Here is a 20,959-nt window from a genome sequence, read left to right as displayed (position 1 = left end):
CAACAGGCTTTTACCCTTGAAAACATTTCTCTCAAGTATTAAACTAAATCAACAAGCAATATGAACTATCGTTTACATAAGCAAGATAATTTAAATAGATGCGCAAAATGCGTATTTGTTTTTTTATTGACGGGGCTTACTTTAGTCAATTTTTCTGCAGCATTTGCAGATCCGACTAAAGAACAAAGCGCTGAAAAAGCTGCTTTAAAAGCACGTGAAAATATTACAGGAACAGTTAAGGACGAGAAGGGCGAGCCTTTGCCGGGAGTAACTGTGAAAATAAAAGGCACAACGACAGCAACAACTACTGATGTTAATGGAGTCTACCGGATTAATTTACCAACTGGAAATGAGACCTTGGTTTTTAGTTTTATTGGTTTTAAATCCAAAGAAGTTCAGGTTGGTACCCAAACAGTAGTAAACGTTGTTTTATCTGAAGATGCAGCAAGCCTTGAAGAGGTTGTTATCAATGTTGGCTACGGGACAAAAAAGAAAAGCGAACATCTGGGTTCTTCGGCAACGGTAAACCCCCAAGATTTACAGGATATCCCCGGGCCAAATCTTGCAGCAGCACTACGTGGCCGTGTAGCAGGGGTAAGTGTGAATGAAGTTTCTGGCCGACCGGGGGCTGGGATTACACTTAATGTTCGTAATTCAACGACAACATCCAATACAAATGCAATAGGAACAACTAATGAGCCTCTGTATATCATTGATGGTATTTCAATGCCTAATAGCGAGGCTTTCAACAATCTTGACGCGTCCATGGTCGAAAGTATGACTATCCTGAAAGATGCATCCGCGGCAATTTATGGCGCGGCAGGTGCCAAAGGAGTTGTGTTGATCACTACTAAACGAGGTCAAGTAGGTAAGCCTTCCATTAATTACAATGGATATATAGGAGTTTCTGACAATGCGAAAAAGGCGGATATGTTATCGCCATTTGAGCTGGCACAGATATTAAACGAAGGCGCTCGCATTGGAAATAGACCTTCCTCTGATTTGTTTAGTACTGCTGATTTCGAATACCTTCAGAATTACCAGGGCAAAAGTTGGTATGACCAGCTTTGGAGTGCTTCGATGATGCAGCGTCATAATTTAAGCGTTTCCGGTGGAAGTGATAAATTGACCTTCTTTGCAGGCGGTAGTTTCCAGAACGAAAATGGTAACTATGAGGGAATCAAAGCGGATAAATATACGTTCAGGAGCGGGATGAATGCTACTATTTTACCCGGTCTGAAAGCAGATCTTGCCTTCAACGTTGATCATAACGTGAATAAGCAGAAAAACAACGGCTCGGATCAAGATCAAATCTTTTACGAAAGGATAATTGCAACTCCAGCATGGGTGCCACTTACTATAAGCGGATTACCTGTGGACTATGGTTCAGGTCAAGTTAACCCTTTGGCCTTGTTAAATTCAGGATATTACGACAACAGATATAGAACAGGCTATCGAGTTAATGCTAGCTTGAGTTATGCACCAGAATTTGTAAAGGGACTAACAGCGAAACTTCAGATTTCACAGGGATCTACTTCCAACAAGTCGAGAAGTTATGCTCCACCCTACCAGGTTTATAACTTTGAGCAATTCGGGAATGACAACCGGTACTATAGCGATGTACCTGTTTCTTCAAGATACTACTTAGATGCAAGCAACGCTCGAACTACCGCTGATCAGGGCTCAGGCAATAATTATCAAGGCTTCTTCACGCTTCAATATGGTAGAACCATTGCAGCGCATACCTTCAATGTACTTTTAGGGGGAGAGCAGACAGAGAATTATAATGAGACTCATTCACAAATCTGGATTAATCAATTAGTTCCGGGGGTGGAAGACCCCTGGGGTTTTAGCAACAACAATATTCCCGTGCCTAACAGACAGGTATTTGAAACTACAAAAAGGTCCTTCTTTAGCCGAATTTCTTATGATTTCAATAAAAAATACTTGATTGAAGGTGTTACACGTCTGGATGCCTCATCAAACTTCGCCAGAAGCAGTCGCTGGGGAATTTCGCCAAATATCGGCCTGGGCTGGATAGTAAGCAATGAAAACTTTTTTAAAGATAATATCCGATTTATTAATTTCTTAAAATTAAAAGCCAATTGGGGTATAACAGGTGAAGACCGCGTAGCACAGAGGCTATGGCAGGAACGTTACGTTGTAGGTTTGAACGATGGATACTTATTTGGAGCTGATAACAATGGTATAGGTCTCAATCCTAACGTTTTACCGAATCCAAACATAACCTGGGAAAAGAAGCGTACCATGAACGTCGGTCTTGAGACCTCTATGTTTAACAATAAGCTTGATTTTGGGGTTGAGGTTTTCCAGAATTACGTTTATGACGGATTTGACGGTGGTGTAGACAGGATATATCCAATGTTTGCTGGCTTTAATTCGGCAATAGTAAATTATCGTGAGGCCTATAACTGGGGATCTGAATTTACGATAGGCTATAAAGCGAAGGTAGCCCGGGAATTGAATTTGAACACCAGCATAAATTTCAGCTTCGGCAATTCGGTTGAAGCCAGGACGTTTTATAACCCAGCCGATCTGCGATTTAATAGGGGTGAAGATATTATTACGGTCGGTTTAGATCCTCGTTATTATAGCAGTAGTAATATTGGTCTTATAGCAAAAGGCATTTTACGCACCCAGGAAGAAGTGGATGCTTTTATTTCAGCAAATCCTAACTATCTTGTAGGATCAGGAGGTAGCCGAACTTCTCCGCAGGTTGGCTGGCTTGTCTATGAAGATGTAAGTCAGGACGGCGTAATAGATGAAAACGACATGGTCCCAATGTTCAAAAATCCTCAGCCATGGCTTTCCTCAGGTATTAACCTTTCCCTCGGGTATAAGAGTTTAAACTTAAGTACAAATATTGCAGCACGTTTTGGAGGAAAGGTATTTTACGACTCCCGGGCGAGGGTAAATCCAACTGACGGCAAAAATGTGTTATCAATTTGGAGAGACCGCTGGACACCAGAAAATCCAATGTCGGGCATGATGCCCCGATTTGATGATCCCACGTTAACCCGGAATTCTACATTTTGGGCAGTAGACGGCACTATGATCAGGGTAAACAATATGACGTTAAGCTATAAATTACCAGAGCGATTATTGAAGGCTTCGGGGCTAGGAAGTGCTCGCCTTCTTGCTACTGGAAATAACTTATGGAATATTATCAATCCACTTCCATACAAAGATCCGTACACAAGTAGCGCATATAATTATCCAACTATACGGACAATATCACTAGGTTTAACTGTTGGTTTCTAAATATTATGAAAATGACTATCCGATATAAAAATATAATTAAAGTAAGTGCAATTTTTGCACTTACCGCAGTGCTTGGCACAGCCTGCGTAAACAAGGACGAATTTTTCGAACTGCCAGACAGGCAAGGTATTGATGCCAATATATGGAGTGTTGAGGGGGCTGTAGAAATGCATCTCAGGGAAACTTATGATATGTCGGCTCCTCGTTTTCCGCATAATGAAAGTTATGATCGTTTACCAATTCACATGGCAAGCGATGAAAACTATTTTTCTGGTAACGATCAATGGGCTAAAGCAGCGCTCGGCCTGGAAGGGGTTCTTGCTAATAACGATGTCCGCTTTGTTGGTAACAGGTATCGAGGCACTACCTACGGTGATAATCGCTATTTTGATATCGCTCGGTCCAATAATGCGATTGCATACATTCCGGGAGGTTCAATTCCGGAGGCGGCCCAGAAGCGAATTTTAGGCCAATATTACTTTTTGCGTGCGTTTACTTATTTCGAGTTAGTGAAGGTTTATGGCGGTGTACCTCTTGTATTGACCCCGCAAGGTCCTAGTAACTTGAATGTAAGTGGTCGTGCAAGTGCAAAGGAATGTTTTGACCAGATACTTAGTGATTTGGAAAGCTCCATTTCTAATCTCGAAGGAGTTGTTTGGGGTAACAGCGACTTGGGTCGCATTAACAAAGAGATTGCTACTGTGATGAAGGCCAAAGTTCTCCTTTATTGGGCAAGCCCGCAATTCAATCCAAACAATGAGGCTGCAAGATGGCAAACTGCGTTAATAGCTAACAAGGCGGCTTACGACCTTTGCATAGCAAACGGAAGGAGCCTGGTGCCAAACTATGCGAACATTTTTCTGTTAGAAGGCACTAATAATAAGGAAGCGATTTTTGTTCGCCCATATTCAGATAAACTTGAACGACGGGGACATAATATAGAGAATAGAGTGCGCCCGAATTCGGAGGGAGGTTCGAGTAATAATGCCTTTATTCCAACCACCATCTTGCTGAATGCATATCCGATGAAAGATGGTAACCTGCCTGGTCAGCCTGGTGCTTATACATATGATGATGTCATGTTTTGGCAGAACCGCGATCCTCGTTTCGAGGCAACTTTCGCTTATAATGGCTCAGTATGGCCTTTGAGTGGCAAATCAGGGCGAAAGCAATGGAATTATGTCAATGCTGTGAATGAGTCTGGAAACTATGGAGTGTATTCAAAGCGGTTTTCTAACCCAACTGTTGCTCAGGCCTCTGTAAGTTATACAAATAACCTTGGCGGTAGCGGTATGGACTGGATCGAACTACGCTTGGCCGAGGTGATGCTAGACTATGCAGAGTGCGCTAATCAAACGGGTGATATTGCAACTGCGAAAAATATGGTACGCCAGATTCGTCAAAGAGCTGGTATTGAAATGGGTGCTAATGATTATGGGCTGGGGTCAATTAACGGTGCAGGTACTGAGATGCTGGATCTGATAACTAACGAAAGGTTTATTGAATTTGCCTTTGAGAATAAGCGCAATGCGGATCTACGTCGTCTAAGGAAATGGCATACGTTAAGCGGTACTATTTCTACCATTAGAATAACGTTAAAAAACACCAATCAAAAGGCTATCTTAGAGGCAGCGAGCACCACAAATCCTGCCGTACAATTCAGAGATCAGCTTGATATTAACAATAAAGCTGTATATACCACGTATTTTCAGAAAGCAATTTTAACTCCATCAAATATTGGTTCATTCGCGATACCTGAACACCACTATTTTTACACCTTTCATAACGATTTCATGGCTTCCAGCCCGCTCTTACAGCATACTATTGGTTGGGAGAATGGCACTTTTGATCCGTTGAAGTAGTATATCTAAAAAAAAATAATATGAAACTCAAATATTTTATAGCGTCATGTCTCCTTGCCTCAATCTCGCTGGGATCTTGCAAAAAGGAGGTAGATAACATTTACAATATGTTTGACGATGTCAAAGTGACTTTCCAGGAAACAAGTCCTCATGCAGTTACTGATTATAGAACATATAACGAACAGGATTCGATTGTGATCGAATACACAATAACTTCTGCCAAAGAGGATATGGCAGCAGTCGTTGTGACGCGCGATGCGCTTAGTCCGGAAACCATACAGATGGTTACGCTTACACCGACTGACGATAAGCGCACGTATTCTAGTGTTATCAAGTTCAAAGCAACTCGTGTAGGAGAAAGTACTTACCGTGTATATGCATTGAATAAGCAGCAGATATATATTGGAGATGGCTATACTAAAGTAACGGTTAACGTTACACCCAACTTCATCTATACTACTCAAAAGAATGTGTACTTGCCAGACAGCGTTGCCAATAGTACAAGGGCGTTTTACTATTCTATAAAACTCGGTAAGGCATTCACGTACGAGGAGGCGAAGGCAGTGTCTGCAGATATTGATTTTGCTATCTATCGTTCGCCTGCTCCTGCGAATACGAGCTCTGCTAATATGATCGGTGGATATTGGTACCATATATACTCGCCTGCAGCAACTACGCTTCCTTTTACAGTGTATGATTTAAGTACCTGGACTAGACGCGCTACAAAATTCAGCCTTCCGTTGAGTGAGGCGAACCAGTTTAGGGATAACTTGATTTCAGGAGCTGCAATAGGGACCTACGTTGGTGGGAAGTCCGTAACTTTAGATCAGACGCCAAAGACACAGGCCGGTCACATTAGAGTCGGATCGGTGGTTTATTTTAAAACACCTGAAAATAAGCTCGGTGCCATTTGGTTTAGACAAATTACCACTGATACAGATGGTAAGTGGTTTGCCAATATTTTTGTGAAGATTCAGAAGTAGTTTATCTGAATTATTGAAAAGAGGATGTCTCAAAAAGGCATCCTCTTTTTTTTAAAATCTTCCTGTCTCTTGTTGTGTTTTTCAAAATGTGTTTTCAAAGAGAGATCTAGGAGCGTTTTTAAGCTGCTTTTTTTTGATATTTTGTGCAATTGCAATTAAACCCCGTTCGATTGCAACTTTTTCCATACCCGGAGCGCGTAATCGTTAAAACCATGATTATGTTTTATGGTGCGCCGGCATGATAATCGACATAAGGTAAGAGTCCTGAACACGCTTTTCATTAGGAACTAACTATTAACAAGAGGCATGGGTGTCGCGGATGACTGCGAATCTGACGGAAGCCGGAGGAGAAGTCGTAGTACAGTTTTTTTACAGCAAGGACTGAAAAAGCGAACAGGCATTCAAGCGTCTGGTAATATTGGTATAATGATGTAGCATCTGGTATTGGATCTTTAACCGAACCACCAAAATGTTTCACCAAAATGCTATTCCTGGGCGAGTCAAGCCATATGATTCATTCTACCAAGTTAGTCTCTCGTTATTAGCAAGTCCGCATATAGTCCGCATTTAGTCCGCATTTTTATTAAAAAGAGCGGACTATATGCTTATTTTCTTTGAGTATGTGGTTAATCACAACCGGAGGAGGTATTAACTATGCAGTTATTACATAAAAAGCACTCTTAAGATTAAATTCATGATAAACAAATGGCCATAAAGGCAAAAGAATTATTCTAATGAACCGCCGTATGCTGAAACGGCTCGTAGGGTGTAGAGGACCGATAGGGAAATTATTCCCGACATCCCGAAGGATGCCTTTTTATGTATAATATTATTCAATGCTAAAATTTCATAACACGCTATAATGTGCTTTTAGTTTGCCTGTTGCATCTGTAACATAAATGAGACATAAATTCAAAGTTTCCTGGCTTTGATAATATCCTATATAACAAGGCAAAAATCCTATATTTAATAATTCACAATTAATTTCATATTTGATTGTAATTAAGTCGAGTACCAATTTATATCTGTTAAACCTTAAATAACTTAAGAAATTTAACGTACGGCTTATTCGAATTTTTAACCAATAATAAACTTTTGCCATAATGAAATGCTATAAACTGTTTGCGATTTCAATACTATTTTCTCTTTTATCTGCGACACTCTTGCAGGCCCAGTCCTATAACGACATAGCGAAAGAAAGAGCGGATAAGATTATCCCTGCACTTGGTATTGCTGACGCTACGCAAGCTCTTCGCGTGCGGGATTATATCGCGGCTCAATATGTTGATATAAATAAGATTCATACCGAAAGAGACAATAAGATTAAAGCTGCGGACAGTGCACCCAATTCTAAAACTAAAATAGAAAGTTTTAAAAAGAAAGCGGATGCGGATATTAGTAAACTACATATTGCCTACCTTAAAAAGCTTTCAAAAGAACTAAATCCTGCACAGATAGAGAAAGTTAAAGATGGAATGACGTATAACGTGGTTCCGCTTACATTCGCTAATTATTTATTGCAGAATCCGTATCTCAGCAAGCAACAACAGGAAAAGATATTGGCTTTTCTGGTTGAGGCCCGTGAATTAGCCATGGATGGAGGCTCGTCCGACGAAAAACACGCATGGTTTGGAAAGTATAAGGGTAAGATCACGAACTTTCTTGCTGCTGAAGGATACGACATGAAGAAGGAAAGCGCAGATTGGGCCAGGAGGCGCGATACTGCCGCTCAAACTATAGCAATTACTCAAGCGGCCAATGTAGTTTCTGCGCTGAACTTAAACGATAAAGCAAAAAGAGAATCGATTCGGAACCTCGTCGCACATCAGTATCAGAAACTCGAAGAGATCCAAAATGCCAGGACAGCAAAACTAGCTGCAATAGATAAACAGCAAATAGCTAAAGAGGAAAAAGACAAAGCAATTACAGATGCCTGGGCTGATGCAAAGCAAAAACTCGACAACCAGCGCGCAATGTACCTGGCTAAACTTTCTGAATATATCAGCAATGAGCAAATCGAAGTTGTTAAAGATGAAATGACCGCACACGGTCTTAAGAAAGAGTATACTAAATTTCAGGCCCTGCTACCGGGTATGACTGACGTACAAAAGAAAAAAGTTTATGACTATTTGATCGAAGCCAGGGAAAACGCCATGAACGTTTTAACCAGCAAAGATCGCAACCAGTGGTTTGCAAAATATCGTGGCCGGGCAAATAATTATCTTGCAGCAGAGGGATATAATTTAAGAAAAGCCACCGAAGAATTAGAGAAACACACAATTAATAGTATAAAATAAGTTTAACCTCAAAAGAAATGATTCAGAAAATGAAGGATAATTTAAGACGGTTGTTATTGCCGGTACTGGTACTGGGTTTAATCCATACGGCAGTGGCACAATACCCCAGTATACCACCCGAAGTTTCAAAAGCCACAAACGCAATGATGGCTGACGCAAATCGTAAATCCGATATCGCCTGGCAAAAAGCATTAGTTGTTATTGAGCAACAAGCTAAAGAAGGAAAGCCTTATATTCCATGGGCAGGCAGACCATACGATTTGCCTCAGGCAGATATTCTCGCTTTTCCCGGTGCCGAAGGTGGCGGTGCTTACTCATTTGGTGGCAGGGGAGGAAAAGTTATTGTAGTTACAAGTCTGGCGGACAGCGGACCAGGCACATTGCGTGATGCCTGCGAACAAGGTGGCGCGCGTACTGTAGTTTTTAATGTTTCCGGAATAATCCGTATTAAAACTCCTTTAATCATCCGTGCGCCTTACATTACCATCGCCGGACAGACTGCGCCCGGTGACGGTGTATGTGTGGCAGGCGAATCTGTTTGGATTAATACGCATGATGTGATAATTCGCTACATGCGTTTCAGAAGAGGTGAAACATTTGTTGGCCGACGTGATGATGCAATTGGTGGTAATCCAATAGGAAACATTATGATAGACCATGTTTCAGCAAGCTGGGGATTGGATGAAAACATGTCGATGTACCGCCATATGTATAACGACAGTACAGGAAAGATCGAAGACAAATTAGGAACAGTAAATATTACCATTCAAAACTCAATTTTTTCGGAGGCATTGGATACCTGGAATCACGCGTTCGGAAGTACACTTGGAGGAGAAAATGCTACCTTCATGCGTAATCTTTGGGCTGATAATGCTGCCCGTAACCCGTCTATCGGTTGGAACGGGATCTTCAATTTTGCAAATAATGTAGTATTTAACTGGGTGCACCGTTCCACGGATGGTGGAGATTATACAGCCATGTACAATATCATCAATAATTACTATAAGCCAGGCCCTCTGACTCCTTTAGATCAGCCAATTAGCTATCGTATTTTAAAGCCCGAATCGGGGCGCAGCAAATTGCCCTATGTGGTGTTTGGAAGAGCATATGTAGAGGGAAACATTATTGAAGGAAATGACAAGATTACGAAAGACAACTGGGCCGGTGGAATACAGGTAGAAGGTAAAGACGGCGAGTTAATGAATTTTGACAAGGCTAAAACTTACTTTGCAGCCATGCGGGTTAAAAAGCCAATGCCCATGCCTCCTATCACTATTCTCCCTGCAATTCAGGCATATAATTTTGTATTGAATAATGCGGGAGCTTCTTTACCGAAAAGAGATCCTGTAGATATACGGATTGTTGAACAGGTAAGGACCGGAAAGATTGTTACTCCAAAAAATGTCAAACTTCCTTCGACACAGTTTGAACATCGCCGTTTACCTATCGACTCGTATAAAGGCGGTATAATTACAGATATCAGCCAGGTAGGTGGTTACCCGGTTTACAAAGGAAGTCCATATAAAGATTCTGATAGTGATGGAATGCCTGATGATTGGGAATCTAAAAATGGCTTGAATCCAAAGGATGCGGCAGATGCAAGTGCAGATAAAAATAATGATGGTTATACTAGTATCGAAGACTATTTAAACAGCGTTGTTTCTGTAGCAAATGTAAAGCCTTAAGAGTTTAGTTTGGTTTTTGGTTAAAAAGGGAGTGTGGTTACTCCCTTTTTTAATTTATAGCCCCAAAGTAACAATGCCTTTATAGATAATATGCTATAATACCATGAGAAAATAATACAGTATATTAAGCTCCGTAAGCCTATTTTTGTATTATAATTATATCTTCTAATCATAATTAAAACCAAAAGATTAACAATTTCGAAATTTTGAAACCTTGCTTAGCAGGATTAATATTAGGTTGTTTTTTATTTTATACTAAATATTCATGATAAATATCTCACTGAAAAAAATTTTAAGCATGGCTTTTCTGGCTTCTCTGTGCCAGCCGGTATTAGCTCAATATCCTGTAATTCCACCTGCTTTAGAAAAGAAAGGTGATTCAGTTTTAAATGAAGTAAAACGCTTATCTGATGTAGCCTGGATGAAAGCTCTGCCGCAGGTAGAAAAGGATGCAAAAAATGGCAGACCCTTTATTCCATGGGCTGCTAAACCATCTGATCTTCCTCAATCGCCTGTTCTGGCTTTTCCTGGTGCTGAAGGCGGGGGTGCCTATTCTTTCGGCGGTCGTGGCGGAAAAGTATATGTTGTAACTAATCTAAATGACAGCGGTCCTGGCAGTTTGCGTGAAGCTTGCGAACAGGGTGGAGCGAGAATTGTAGTTTTTAATGTTGCGGGTATTATACGCTTAAATTCTCCGATTACCATACGAGCTCCTTATATTACTATTGCCGGTCAGTCTGCTCCTGGTGATGGGATCTGTATTGCCGGAGAATCTGTCTGGATCAATACTCACGATGTGGTTATTCGTTACATGAGATTTCGCAGAGGAGAAACAGACGTTCTGCGCAGAGATGATGCCATTGGCGGCAATGGTGTAGGAAATATTATCATTGATCACGTTTCTGCAAGCTGGGGACTGGACGAAAATATGTCAATGTATCGCCACGTGTATGATTCTGGCGACGGGGTACAACAAAAGCTTCCGACAGTAAATATTACCATCCAGAATTCTATATTTTCTGAAGCACTTGATACTTACAATCACTCCTTTGGAAGTACAATTGGCGGCTTGAACAGTACCTTCATGCGTAATCTTTGGGCCAATAACATCAGCCGCAATCCTTCAATTGGAATGTACGGTGATTTTGGTTTTGTAAACAATGTTGTATTCAACTGGTGGAACCGTTCTGCTGATGGTGGTGATAATAATTCTTTATTCAATTTTATCAACAATTATTACAAGCCGGGACCAATCACACCGAGAGATAAGCCTATAGGTCATCGAATTTTAAAGCCGGAGGCGGGTCGTTCACCCGACAAAAAAACGCTTTATGGCAAAGTCTATGTTAATGGCAATATCGTAGAAGGGAATGATCGCGTAACCAAAGATAACTGGGATGGCGGCGTTCAGATTGAGGATATGCCTGATGCCGGAAGACATACCGATAGCATTCGCGTAAACAAACCTCTTCCTATGGCTAAAGTTACTACAATCTCAGCAACAGCTGCTTACGATTACGTTCTAAAAAACGTGGGTGCAAGCTTACCAAAAAGAGATCCGGTAGACACCCGCATTATTCAAACTGTTAAAACAGGAAAGATTTTCTATAAGGAAGACGGAAAAACAGATATTGGAAAGCAATACATTAAACGCCGTTTACCATCAGACTCCTATAAGCAGGGAATCATCAGTGATATCAGTCAGGTAGGTGGATATCCTGAATACAAGGGCACACCATACAAAGATTCTGACAATGATGGTATGCCGGATGCATGGGAGTCTAAAAACAATTTAAATCCTAAGAACGCTGCAGATGCGAGTCTTGATCCCAACAAAAACGGGTACAGCAACATCGAAGAATATTTAAACAGCCTGGTTCCTTTAAATACTGTAAAGCCCCTTAATTAACCTTATTAATGACGGATCGCATAACAAACTTTCGTAAAGTACTAGTTGCATGTTTTATTGGCGTATCTGCTTTTACTGTAAACGGATATGCTCAGAAGAAACCAATTCCAGTTGATCCTATTTCATTAAATAAAGAGGGGAAACTAGTTTATGAGTCAAACGAAAAAGGCGATCGTGTTCCCGATTTTTCTTATGCCGGGTACATGGCGGGAGAGGTCGCAATTCCGGATGTACCGGTTAAAGTAATTGTTCCTGTTAAATCTGGTGATGCTACTTTAAGAATTCAGTCTGCTATAGATCATGTCTCTTCACTGCCTTTAGATAAGAATGGGTTCAGAGGCGTTGTTTTACTTGAAAAAGGAAGCTTTTCTGTGAATGGATCTCTGAATATTAATGCTTCGGGGGTAGTTCTCAGGGGAAGCGGAGCAGGGAAAAATGGCACAGTGATTATTGGGGCAGGGTTTAGCAGGGAAACGTTAATATCCATAGCCGGAAAGAAGGATAAAAAACTATCTGCGGCAGTAAAAATTTCAGATGCATATGTTCCTGTAAACGCTTTGAATTTTAGTGTTTCAACCATTCAGGGTCTTACAGTCGGAGATTACATTCAGATTCGCAGGCCATCCACAAAAGCATGGATTGATAAATTAGGTGCCGATCACTTTGGTGGTGGAGAAACTTATTTAGGCTGGAAACCCGGCCAGCGGGATATTTACTGGGATAGAAAGATTACTGCTATTAAAGGTTCGCGAATAACCATTGATGCTCCTCTCACCAATTCTTTAGACACTGTATTTGGAGGCGGAACTGTAGCCGAGTATACCTGGTCTGGTCGTATCTCAAATGTCGGGATAGAGAATTTGCAGCTGCAATCAACTTATAATCAGTCGAATCAAAAAGATGAGGACCATCGCTGGATGGCGGTCTCTTTCGAAAATGTTATCGATGCATGGGCCAGACAATTAGAGTTTCGTCAATTTGCCGGTTCTGCAGTTTTCGTACAGGAAACAGCCAGACGCATCACTGTTGAAGATTGTAAATCGCTAAACCCGATTTCAGAAATTGCTGCTCAAAGAAGATATACGTTTTATACTAACGGACAACAAACGCTTTTTCAACGCATTTATTCGGAACGCGGCTACCACGATTTTGCTGTTGGATATTGTGCTCCCGGGCCTAATGTGTTTGTGCAATGCGAATCACATTTACCTTACAGTTTCTCTGGTGCCATCGACAGCTGGGCTTCGGGTGTGTTGTTTGATATTGTAAATGTAGACGGACAGGCTTTAAGTTATGTAAACCGCGGACATGACGGGCAGGGGGCAGGTTGGACTGCGGCAAACAGTGTTTTTTGGCAATGTTCTGCAAGTAAGGTTAATAATTTTGCTCCCCCGACTGCTCAGAACTGGGCCTTTGGCACATGGGCGCAATTTGATGGAAATGGTTATTGGGGGATGTCTAACGAGCAGATTGAGCCAAGAAGTTTATATTATGCTCAGTTGAAAGACAGGCTTGGTGATAAAGTGCAACCCCGCATTCAGCTGTTAAATATTGATACTGAAGCATCAAGCAGTCCGCCGGTAGACGTTGCAATGGCTTTAACGGCGAAAGCAGTTTCACCAGCACCAGTGTTGTCAGATTTTATCGATGGCGCCCCATCCCGTAATCCGATATCAATAACTGCAAAAGGGATTAAATCGATCGATCAAATCGGTATTAAAAAACTCATAACTCCGGCGAAAGCCGAGGCCTTCCATATTCAAAATGGCCTGTTGGTTAGAGGAAATGCTTTAGTAACCGGAAAAAGCCGCGACGTACAATGGTGGAACGGAAGTTCTCGTCCTCATGGATTAGCTTCAGCTAAGCCTCATATTACCCGTTTTGTGCCTGGAAAAACCGGCAGAGGATTAACAGATGATCTGGGATTGATGACAGACAGCTTAAAGCTGGATAATGTTGTTGCACTTGATCATAATTATGGGTTATGGTATGATCGCCGACGTGACGACCATGAACGCATCCGTAGAATGGACGGTGAAGTTTGGCCTCCATTTTACGAATTACCATTCGCCCGCAGCGGACAAGGTACTGCATGGGATGGCTTAAGCAAATACGACCTGACTAAATATAATAACTGGTATTGGAACCGCTTAAAGCAATTTGCTGATTTAGCGGATCAAAAAGGATTAGTTTTAATTCATGAGAATTACTTCCAGCATAATATTATCGAAGCAGGGGCGCATTATGCCGATTTTCCATGGCGTCCAGCCAATAATATAAACAATACAGGCTTCCCCGAGCCTGTACCTTATGCAGGCGATAAAAGAATTTTTATGGCAGACCAGTTTTATGATATCAGTCATCCCGTAAGGAGGGAATTGCATAAAGCCTATATTAAAAAATGCCTTGACAATTTTGCCTCTAATAGCGGAGTAATACAGTCAGTTAGTGCCGAGTACACCGGCCCGCTGCATTTTGTTCAATTTTGGTTAGACACCATTAAAGGATGGGAAAAAGAAACCGGAAAAAATGCATTGATTAGCTTAAGCACAACTAAAGATGTGCAGGATGCGATTCTTGCGGATAAAGACCGGGCATCAATTGTAGATATAATCGATATTAAATACTGGCACTATCAGGCAGATGGAAGTACCTATGAACCAAAAGGCGGTCAGAACCTTGCTCCCCGCCAGCATGCCCGTTTATTAAAACCCAAAGCAAGTTCTTTTGAACAGGTTTACCGGGCTGTTTCAGAATACCGCAAAAAATTCCCGGGAAAAGCAGTGACTTATAATGCAGATGGCTCTGATGCTAATGGATGGGCTGTGGTAATGGCAGGAGGCTCTTTGCCGAATATCAGCAATACTCCCGAGGGTTTATTAAAAGATGCTGCCTCTATGGAAGTACTGCCACTGAGCGGTAATCCTGAAAATCAGATAGCTCTTGCAAAAAGTGGGCAATCATATATCATTTATAATACTTCTTCCAAAGCTGTTCAGCTAGATTTAAGTTCAGCTAACGGAACATTTAAAGTTTATCATATCAACCCCAGAACTGGTGCCCGGTTAAAAGCCGAGGAAGAAGTTAAAGGTGGAAATTCAATAAGTTTAAAAAATTCTTCTTCCAGTCCTGAAGTACTATGGATTACCAAAATTTAAAGCTAATGAACAGATTTTTAGGTTTAATTTCAATTCTCTCTATTGTGTTACTTGGCTGCAACACGCAAAAAGACAGCACTAGATCTTCTACCGGTTTGCAGGCTTTAAAAGTTTCTGAAAATGGCCGTTATCTGGTTACCGCAGATGGAGAGCCTTTTTTCTGGTTGGGAGATACCGGATGGTTATTGTTTAATAAGTTAAAGAGGGAAGAAGCGGATCTGTATCTTGACGACAGAGCAAAAAAAGGATTTAATGTTATCCAGGTGATGGTATTGCACGATGTGCCTAATTCGGTGAATGTTTATGGCGATTCGGCCCTGGTTAATTTAGATGTGGCAAAACCAGATACCACAAAGGGGAATTCTTTTACGGATTCCGTGCAGTATGATTTTTGGGATCACATTGATTATGTAATCGATAAAGCAGCAGAAAAAGGCATTTACATGGCATTAGTTCCAGTTTGGGGTTCAAACGTGAAGGGTGGCCATGTTAATCAGCAGCAAGCGAAAGCATATTCTGAGTTTTTAGCGAACCGGTATAAAGACCGGAAAAACATTATCTGGTTAAATGGTGGGGATATTCCCGGTAGTGATTCACTTGCGGTTTGGAAAACCATCGGAAGCACTATCAAACAAATAGATTCTGCACATTTAATGACCTTTCATCCCCGGGGAAGGACAGCATCATCAGAATGGTTCCATAATGAAGAGTGGCTGGACTTTAACATGGTTCAATCTGGCCACAGGAGATACAATCAGGATACTTCCGCTAAAGAAAAGCGTCATTTCGGTGAGGACAACTGGAAATTTATGGATTATGACTACAGTCTGAGTCCTGCTAAACCAACCATAGATGGCGAGCCTTCCTATGAAGGTATTCCACAGGGATTGCATGACACAACTGAGGTAAGATGGGTCGATAAGGATGTGAGAAGATATGGCTATTGGTCAGTGTTCTCTGGTGCATTTGGCTATACATATGGTAATAATTCGGTGATGCAAATGCTTGGTAAAAGTGATAAATCAAGTGCTTATGGTGCCAAAGAGCTATGGACAGTAGCAATCAATAATCCGGGAGCAAGTCAAATGATTCATTTAAAGAATCTGATGCTTTCCCGCCCGTTTTTAGAAAGAGTTCCTGATCAGTCATTAATCAGCGGACAAAATGGTGAAAAGTATAGCCGGGTTTTAGCGACAAGAGGTAAAAATTATGCTTTCATCTATACATATACAGGTAAAAACTTCGGCGTAAACCTCGGTAAGATTGAAGGTGATAAAGTTTCTGCGTCCTGGTTTAATCCACGTGACGGAAAATCTGCTGAGATCGGTGAATTTGAGAATACAGGAACAAAGGAATTTAATCCGCCGGGTGATGAGAAAGACGGAAATGACTGGGTATTGATTTTGGACGGAAAATAAGGAGGAATCTAAGAAGATTAGCAGACTGCTAAAAGATCTCTCCTTAGGTCGGGATGGAAAAGTCGATCGATGATGACTGAAGCGAAGATGTATTTAGCAATAATGATAAAGAACCCTAAATGAAAAAATATCTATTACTATTAATTGTCGTAATTTTCTCTTCCTGCTCAAAAGAAGTATATATGTTCTCTTCTTTTCACGAGCCCGCAGATCAGGGCTTGCGTTTCTTATATAGTTACGACGGCTACAAGTGGAATGATCTGGACAAAGTTTTTTTAAAGCCCGAAATAGGCAGCCAGAAAGTTATGCGCGACCCCTCTATCGTAAAAGGACCTGACGGGACTTTCCACTTAGTGTGGACAAGCAGCTGGAAAGGTGATAAAGGTTTTGGTTACGCATCATCAAAAGATCTTATTCATTGGTCAGAACAAAGGTTTATCCCGGTAATGGAACATGAGCCAACAACGGTGAATGTTTGGGCTCCGGAGTTATTTTATGACGAGGATAATAATCAGTTTATAATAATCTGGGCCTCTACAATTCCGTTCCGTTTTCCAAAAAAACTGGAAGAAGAAGAAAACAACCACCGGATGTATTATACAACAACGAAGGATTTTAAATCTTTCAGTCAGGCAAAGCTTTTTATCGATCCTGAATTTAGTGTGATTGATGCGGTTATTGTAAAAAGAAAGGCGAATGACTTTGTATTGGTTTTGAAAGATAATACTCGCCCAATGCGGAATATAAAAGTTGCTTTCGGCAAAACCGCGATTGGTCCCTACACCAATGTTTCGCAGCCTTTTACAGATAGTTTCACGGAAGGCCCCTCGGTTGCCAAGGTAGGAGAGGAATATCTTATCTATTTTGATTCCTATCGCGACAAGAAATATGGCAGCCTGAAAACTGCTGATTTCAAAACATTTACCGATGCTTCGAAGGAAACCAGCGTTCCGGCAGGACATAAGCACGGAACTATATTTAAAACAAATACTAAAATTTTAAAAGGATTGCAGAAAACTGCTGGTATTGATACAGCAAAGTTGAATAAGTAATGAAGTATTTAAAACGTAACATAATTTTAATTTTTCTTGTGGCATTCAGCTTAACAAAGCTTCGGGCCCAGGATACAGTTAGATATACAGGTACGACTCTGTCTAACGTAGATTACCACCACGGGCAATTAAGTCCGGCAGTTGGCGTGCACAACATCCAGGTTTTTCGTGCAAACCGCGAACACCCGGAACTGGCAAATGGCTTTAGCTGGACCTACAACCATGCTCCCATGCTGGCTTACTGGAACAATACTTTTTTCCTGGAATACTTAAGTGATCCGGTTGGTGAACATATTCCTCCCAGCCAGACTTTATTGCAAACATCAAAAGATGGTTATAACTGGTCTAAGCCAGAGATTATTTTTCCGCCCTATAAAATTCCGGATGGCTGGAAAAAAGAAGGGTATCCTGGAGTAGCGAAAGATTTATTTGCCACCATGCATCAGCGTGTAGGTTTTTATGTGTCTAAGAAAGACCGTTTACTGGCATTGGCCTATTATGGCATTGCCATGGATGCTAAAGATGACCCAAATGATGGAAAGGGAATTGGAAGGGTAGTTCGGGAGATCAAAAAAGACGGATCATACGGGCCGATTTATTTTCTTCGTCACAACTCAACCTGGGATCTGAAAAAATCACAATATCCATTCTATACTAAAAGTAAAGACAAAAGTTTTGTCCAGGCCTGTAATGAAATACTCGCAAATCCATTAATGATGCAGCAAATGGTAGAGGAGGCCGACAGAAATGATCCTTTAATTCCGTATAACCGTCCTGTAAAAGCATTTAGTTATTATCACCTGCCGGATGGCAGAGTAGTGGGTTTATGGAAACATGCATTAACCTCGGTAAGCAATGATGGCGGTAAATCATGGAAATATGAACCTTTACGTGCACCAGGTTTTGTAAATAGTAATGCAAAAATCTGGGGTCAGAAGACTTCAGATGGACGTTATGCTACAGTGTACAACCCTTCAGAATTTCGCTGGCCTCTGGCTGTTTCTACCAGCGATAATGGCCTGGATTATAAAGATTTACTATTGGTGAACGGTGAGATCTCTCCGATGCGTTATGGCGGTAATTATAAATCTTACGGCCCCCAGTATATTCGGGGAATTTTAGAGGGTAACGGCAAAACATTTGATGGGAAAATGTGGCTAACCTACAGTATGAATAAGGAAGATATGTGGGTTGGAAGTGTGCCTGTTCCTGTTACGTCTAAGGTTACTTCAAATGCTAACGACAACTTTAGTCAGTTTAATAAACTATCTGATCTGAAGCTATGGAACATATACAGTCCTCTTTGGGCACCTGTAAAAATTGAAAAGGCTTCGGATGGCAGGAATGCTTTAACCTTACGGGATAAAGACAGGTACGATTATGCCAGAGCAGAACGGGTGATCCCGTCCTCAAAAAAGGTAGCGGTTGAATTTTCAGTAATTGCTGCACAAAGTGATAAAGGAAGCCTGCAGATTGAATTTACGGATGCAAAAGGAAATGCCGCAGCACGGTTAATATTTAACGATCAGGGACAGTTTGAGGCAAAGGTAGGTTATCGTAATTCGGGTATTATGGCATACGAAGCAGGCAAGCAGTACGATGTCAGGATCGAACTCGACCGCGATAAAAGAATTTATAATGTACTAGTTAACGGTCAAAGCAAAGGGGCGAAACTTCAATTTGCACCTGTTGCGGCTTTTGAACGGGTGATTTTCAGAACCGGTGACGTTCGTCGTTTTCCTGATGCCGATACCCCTACTGATCAAACCTACGACCTGGAAAATCCGGGAACACCAGTTCCTGAAGCCATATTTTATATAAAGTCATTTAAAACCTCCGGGTATTAAGATGAGAAATTTATCTGTTTGCATTATTTTATCACTGTTTGCTTTTAATACGCAGGCTGCAATTACTCTGCCCCGTATTCTGGCACATGATATGGTCTTGCAACGCAATAAAAGCTTACCTATTTGGGGTTCTGCGTCGGCCGGTGAACTCATTTCAGTTCAGTTTGCCGGTCAGGAAAAGAAAACTACGGCTGATGCACAAGGTAAATGGATCGTGTTTTTAAATCCCTTAAAGGCCAGTAATAAACCAAGGTCATTGACAATTACCGGTACGAATACTATCAAACTGGATAATATTCTGGTAGGAGAAGTATGGCTTTGTTCCGGGCAATCCAACATGGAGTATACCATGCGCAAAAACAGCAAAGTTGTCAACGCTGGCAAGGTTCAAAACCCTGACGGCCTTCATTCTCCTGTTGATGAATTAAATTATGCGAATAACCCTGAAATAAGGATTTTTCTTGTTAACAGGAAAGAGCTGGCAATACCAGACCCCGCTCATAAAGGCTGGAGTATTGCCCGCGATTCGGCTTTACGCTCATTTTCTGCCGCAGGGTATTTTTTTGCTAAAGAGTTGAATGAAAAACTCGATGTTCCTGTCGGGATGATTTCTTCTGCTATTCCGGGCAGCGCCATAGAACCCTGGATTCCGGTAAATGGATTTACTGCCGGTTTTTTTAAAGATCTAAAAATCAGTGGCGACCCGGGTAAGTTTTACGAACCCATGATTGCTCCTCTGGCTCCGTTCGCCGTAAAGGGGTTTTTATGGTACCAGGGAGAAACAAACTGTTTTCAGAATGAGAACATAGAATATACCTACAAACTGGCAGCCCTGATTAAGAGCTGGCGTAAATTATGGGACGATAAAACTCTCCCATTTTACTATGTCCAGATCGCTCCTTTTTATTATTCAAAGAGTGCCGGAAAGTATCCGTTAACCAAAGAAACCTTGCCGAAATTTTGGGAAGCGCAGCAGCTGGCTATGAAAATTCCTTATACCGGAATGATTACTACTACCGACCTGGTGAATACTCCCGATGATCTACACCCCGGTTTTAAATGGGAGATCGGGAGGAGGCTTGCCCAATGGCCGCTGGCTGAAAACTATGGTGTTAAGGTTAGTCCTTCGGGCCCGGTTTACGAAAAAAAGCAGATAAAAGGCGATAAAATATACCTGAGATTTAAGTATACAGGCAAGGGTTTAACCAGTAAAGACGGAAAAGCATTAACCCAGTTTGAGATCGCCGGAAGCGATGGCAGGTATATTCCTGCAAAAGCAGAAATTAAGGGAAATAAGGTAATCGTTTCTGCAACAGCAATTAAAAATCCGGTTAAAGTACGCTTCGCATGGGATGAAGGCGGCAAAGCAAATTTTTACAATAAAGACGGCATCCCGGCAATGCCTTTCAGAACAGACAACCCATTAATCACACAATTTAAATATACTGATACTAATTAATGAAGAA

Annotated in this window: 11 protein-coding genes; all 11 read left to right on the top strand. The window is 41.3% G+C overall.

Going from position 1 to position 20,959, the window contains the following annotated elements:
• Nucleotides 1–60: 60 nt before the first annotated feature.
• The 11 genes from WG906_RS13240 (at nucleotide 61) to WG906_RS13190 (ending at nucleotide 20,952) form a co-directional block, all read left to right on the top strand.
• Nucleotides 61–3,282, top strand: a complete 3,222-nt coding sequence (locus WG906_RS13240; protein WP_339993174.1) for a SusC/RagA family TonB-linked outer membrane protein — start codon at nucleotides 61–63, stop codon at nucleotides 3,280–3,282.
• Nucleotides 3,283–3,287: 5 nt separating this feature from the next.
• Complete coding sequence (locus WG906_RS13235) at nucleotides 3,288–5,144, top strand: RagB/SusD family nutrient uptake outer membrane protein (RefSeq protein WP_339993172.1); 1,857 nt, start codon at nucleotides 3,288–3,290, stop codon at nucleotides 5,142–5,144.
• Nucleotides 5,145–5,164: 20 nt separating this feature from the next.
• On the top strand, nucleotides 5,165–6,127 hold the full coding sequence (locus WG906_RS13230) for a hypothetical protein (protein ID WP_339993171.1): 963 nt from the start codon (nucleotides 5,165–5,167) through the stop codon (nucleotides 6,125–6,127).
• A 1,103-nt stretch (nucleotides 6,128–7,230) separates the two neighbouring features.
• Entirely contained in the window at nucleotides 7,231–8,424 is a 1,194-nt protein-coding gene (locus WG906_RS13225; protein ID WP_339993170.1) for a DUF3826 domain-containing protein, read from the top strand.
• 29 nt (nucleotides 8,425–8,453) lie between these two features.
• The gene (locus WG906_RS13220; protein WP_339993169.1) at nucleotides 8,454–10,109 is read left to right on the top strand and encodes a pectate lyase family protein; all 1,656 of its coding nucleotides are present in this window, start codon (nucleotides 8,454–8,456) and stop codon (nucleotides 10,107–10,109) included.
• 265 nt (nucleotides 10,110–10,374) lie between these two features.
• Nucleotides 10,375–12,018, top strand: coding sequence for a pectate lyase family protein (locus WG906_RS13215; protein ID WP_431844479.1), 1,644 nt, complete (start codon nucleotides 10,375–10,377; stop codon nucleotides 12,016–12,018).
• Between the two features lie 8 nt (nucleotides 12,019–12,026).
• Entirely contained in the window at nucleotides 12,027–15,176 is a 3,150-nt protein-coding gene (locus WG906_RS13210; RefSeq protein ID WP_339993168.1) for a DUF6298 domain-containing protein, read from the top strand.
• A gap of 5 nt (nucleotides 15,177–15,181) precedes the next feature.
• Nucleotides 15,182–16,594, top strand: a complete 1,413-nt coding sequence (locus tag WG906_RS13205; protein ID WP_339993166.1) for a glycoside hydrolase family 140 protein — start codon at nucleotides 15,182–15,184, stop codon at nucleotides 16,592–16,594.
• A gap of 119 nt (nucleotides 16,595–16,713) precedes the next feature.
• On the top strand, nucleotides 16,714–17,646 hold the full coding sequence (locus WG906_RS13200; RefSeq protein WP_339993165.1) for a glycoside hydrolase family 43 protein: 933 nt from the start codon (nucleotides 16,714–16,716) through the stop codon (nucleotides 17,644–17,646).
• A gap of 38 nt (nucleotides 17,647–17,684) precedes the next feature.
• The gene (locus tag WG906_RS13195; protein WP_339993164.1) at nucleotides 17,685–19,493 is read left to right on the top strand and encodes a six-hairpin glycosidase; all 1,809 of its coding nucleotides are present in this window, start codon (nucleotides 17,685–17,687) and stop codon (nucleotides 19,491–19,493) included.
• 1 nt (nucleotide 19,494) lies between these two features.
• Nucleotides 19,495–20,952 (top strand): sialate O-acetylesterase, encoded by a 1,458-nt coding sequence (locus tag WG906_RS13190; RefSeq protein WP_339993162.1) that lies wholly within the window; start codon nucleotides 19,495–19,497, stop codon nucleotides 20,950–20,952.
• The last annotated feature ends 7 nt before the right edge of the window (nucleotides 20,953–20,959 follow it).

Source organism: Pedobacter superstes (genome assembly GCF_037622515.1).
GTDB classification, from domain to species: domain Bacteria; phylum Bacteroidota; class Bacteroidia; order Sphingobacteriales; family Sphingobacteriaceae; genus Paradesertivirga; species Paradesertivirga superstes.
The sequence above is the reverse complement of the archived record's forward strand: the minus strand, read 5'-3'. Positions and strand labels throughout refer to the sequence as shown.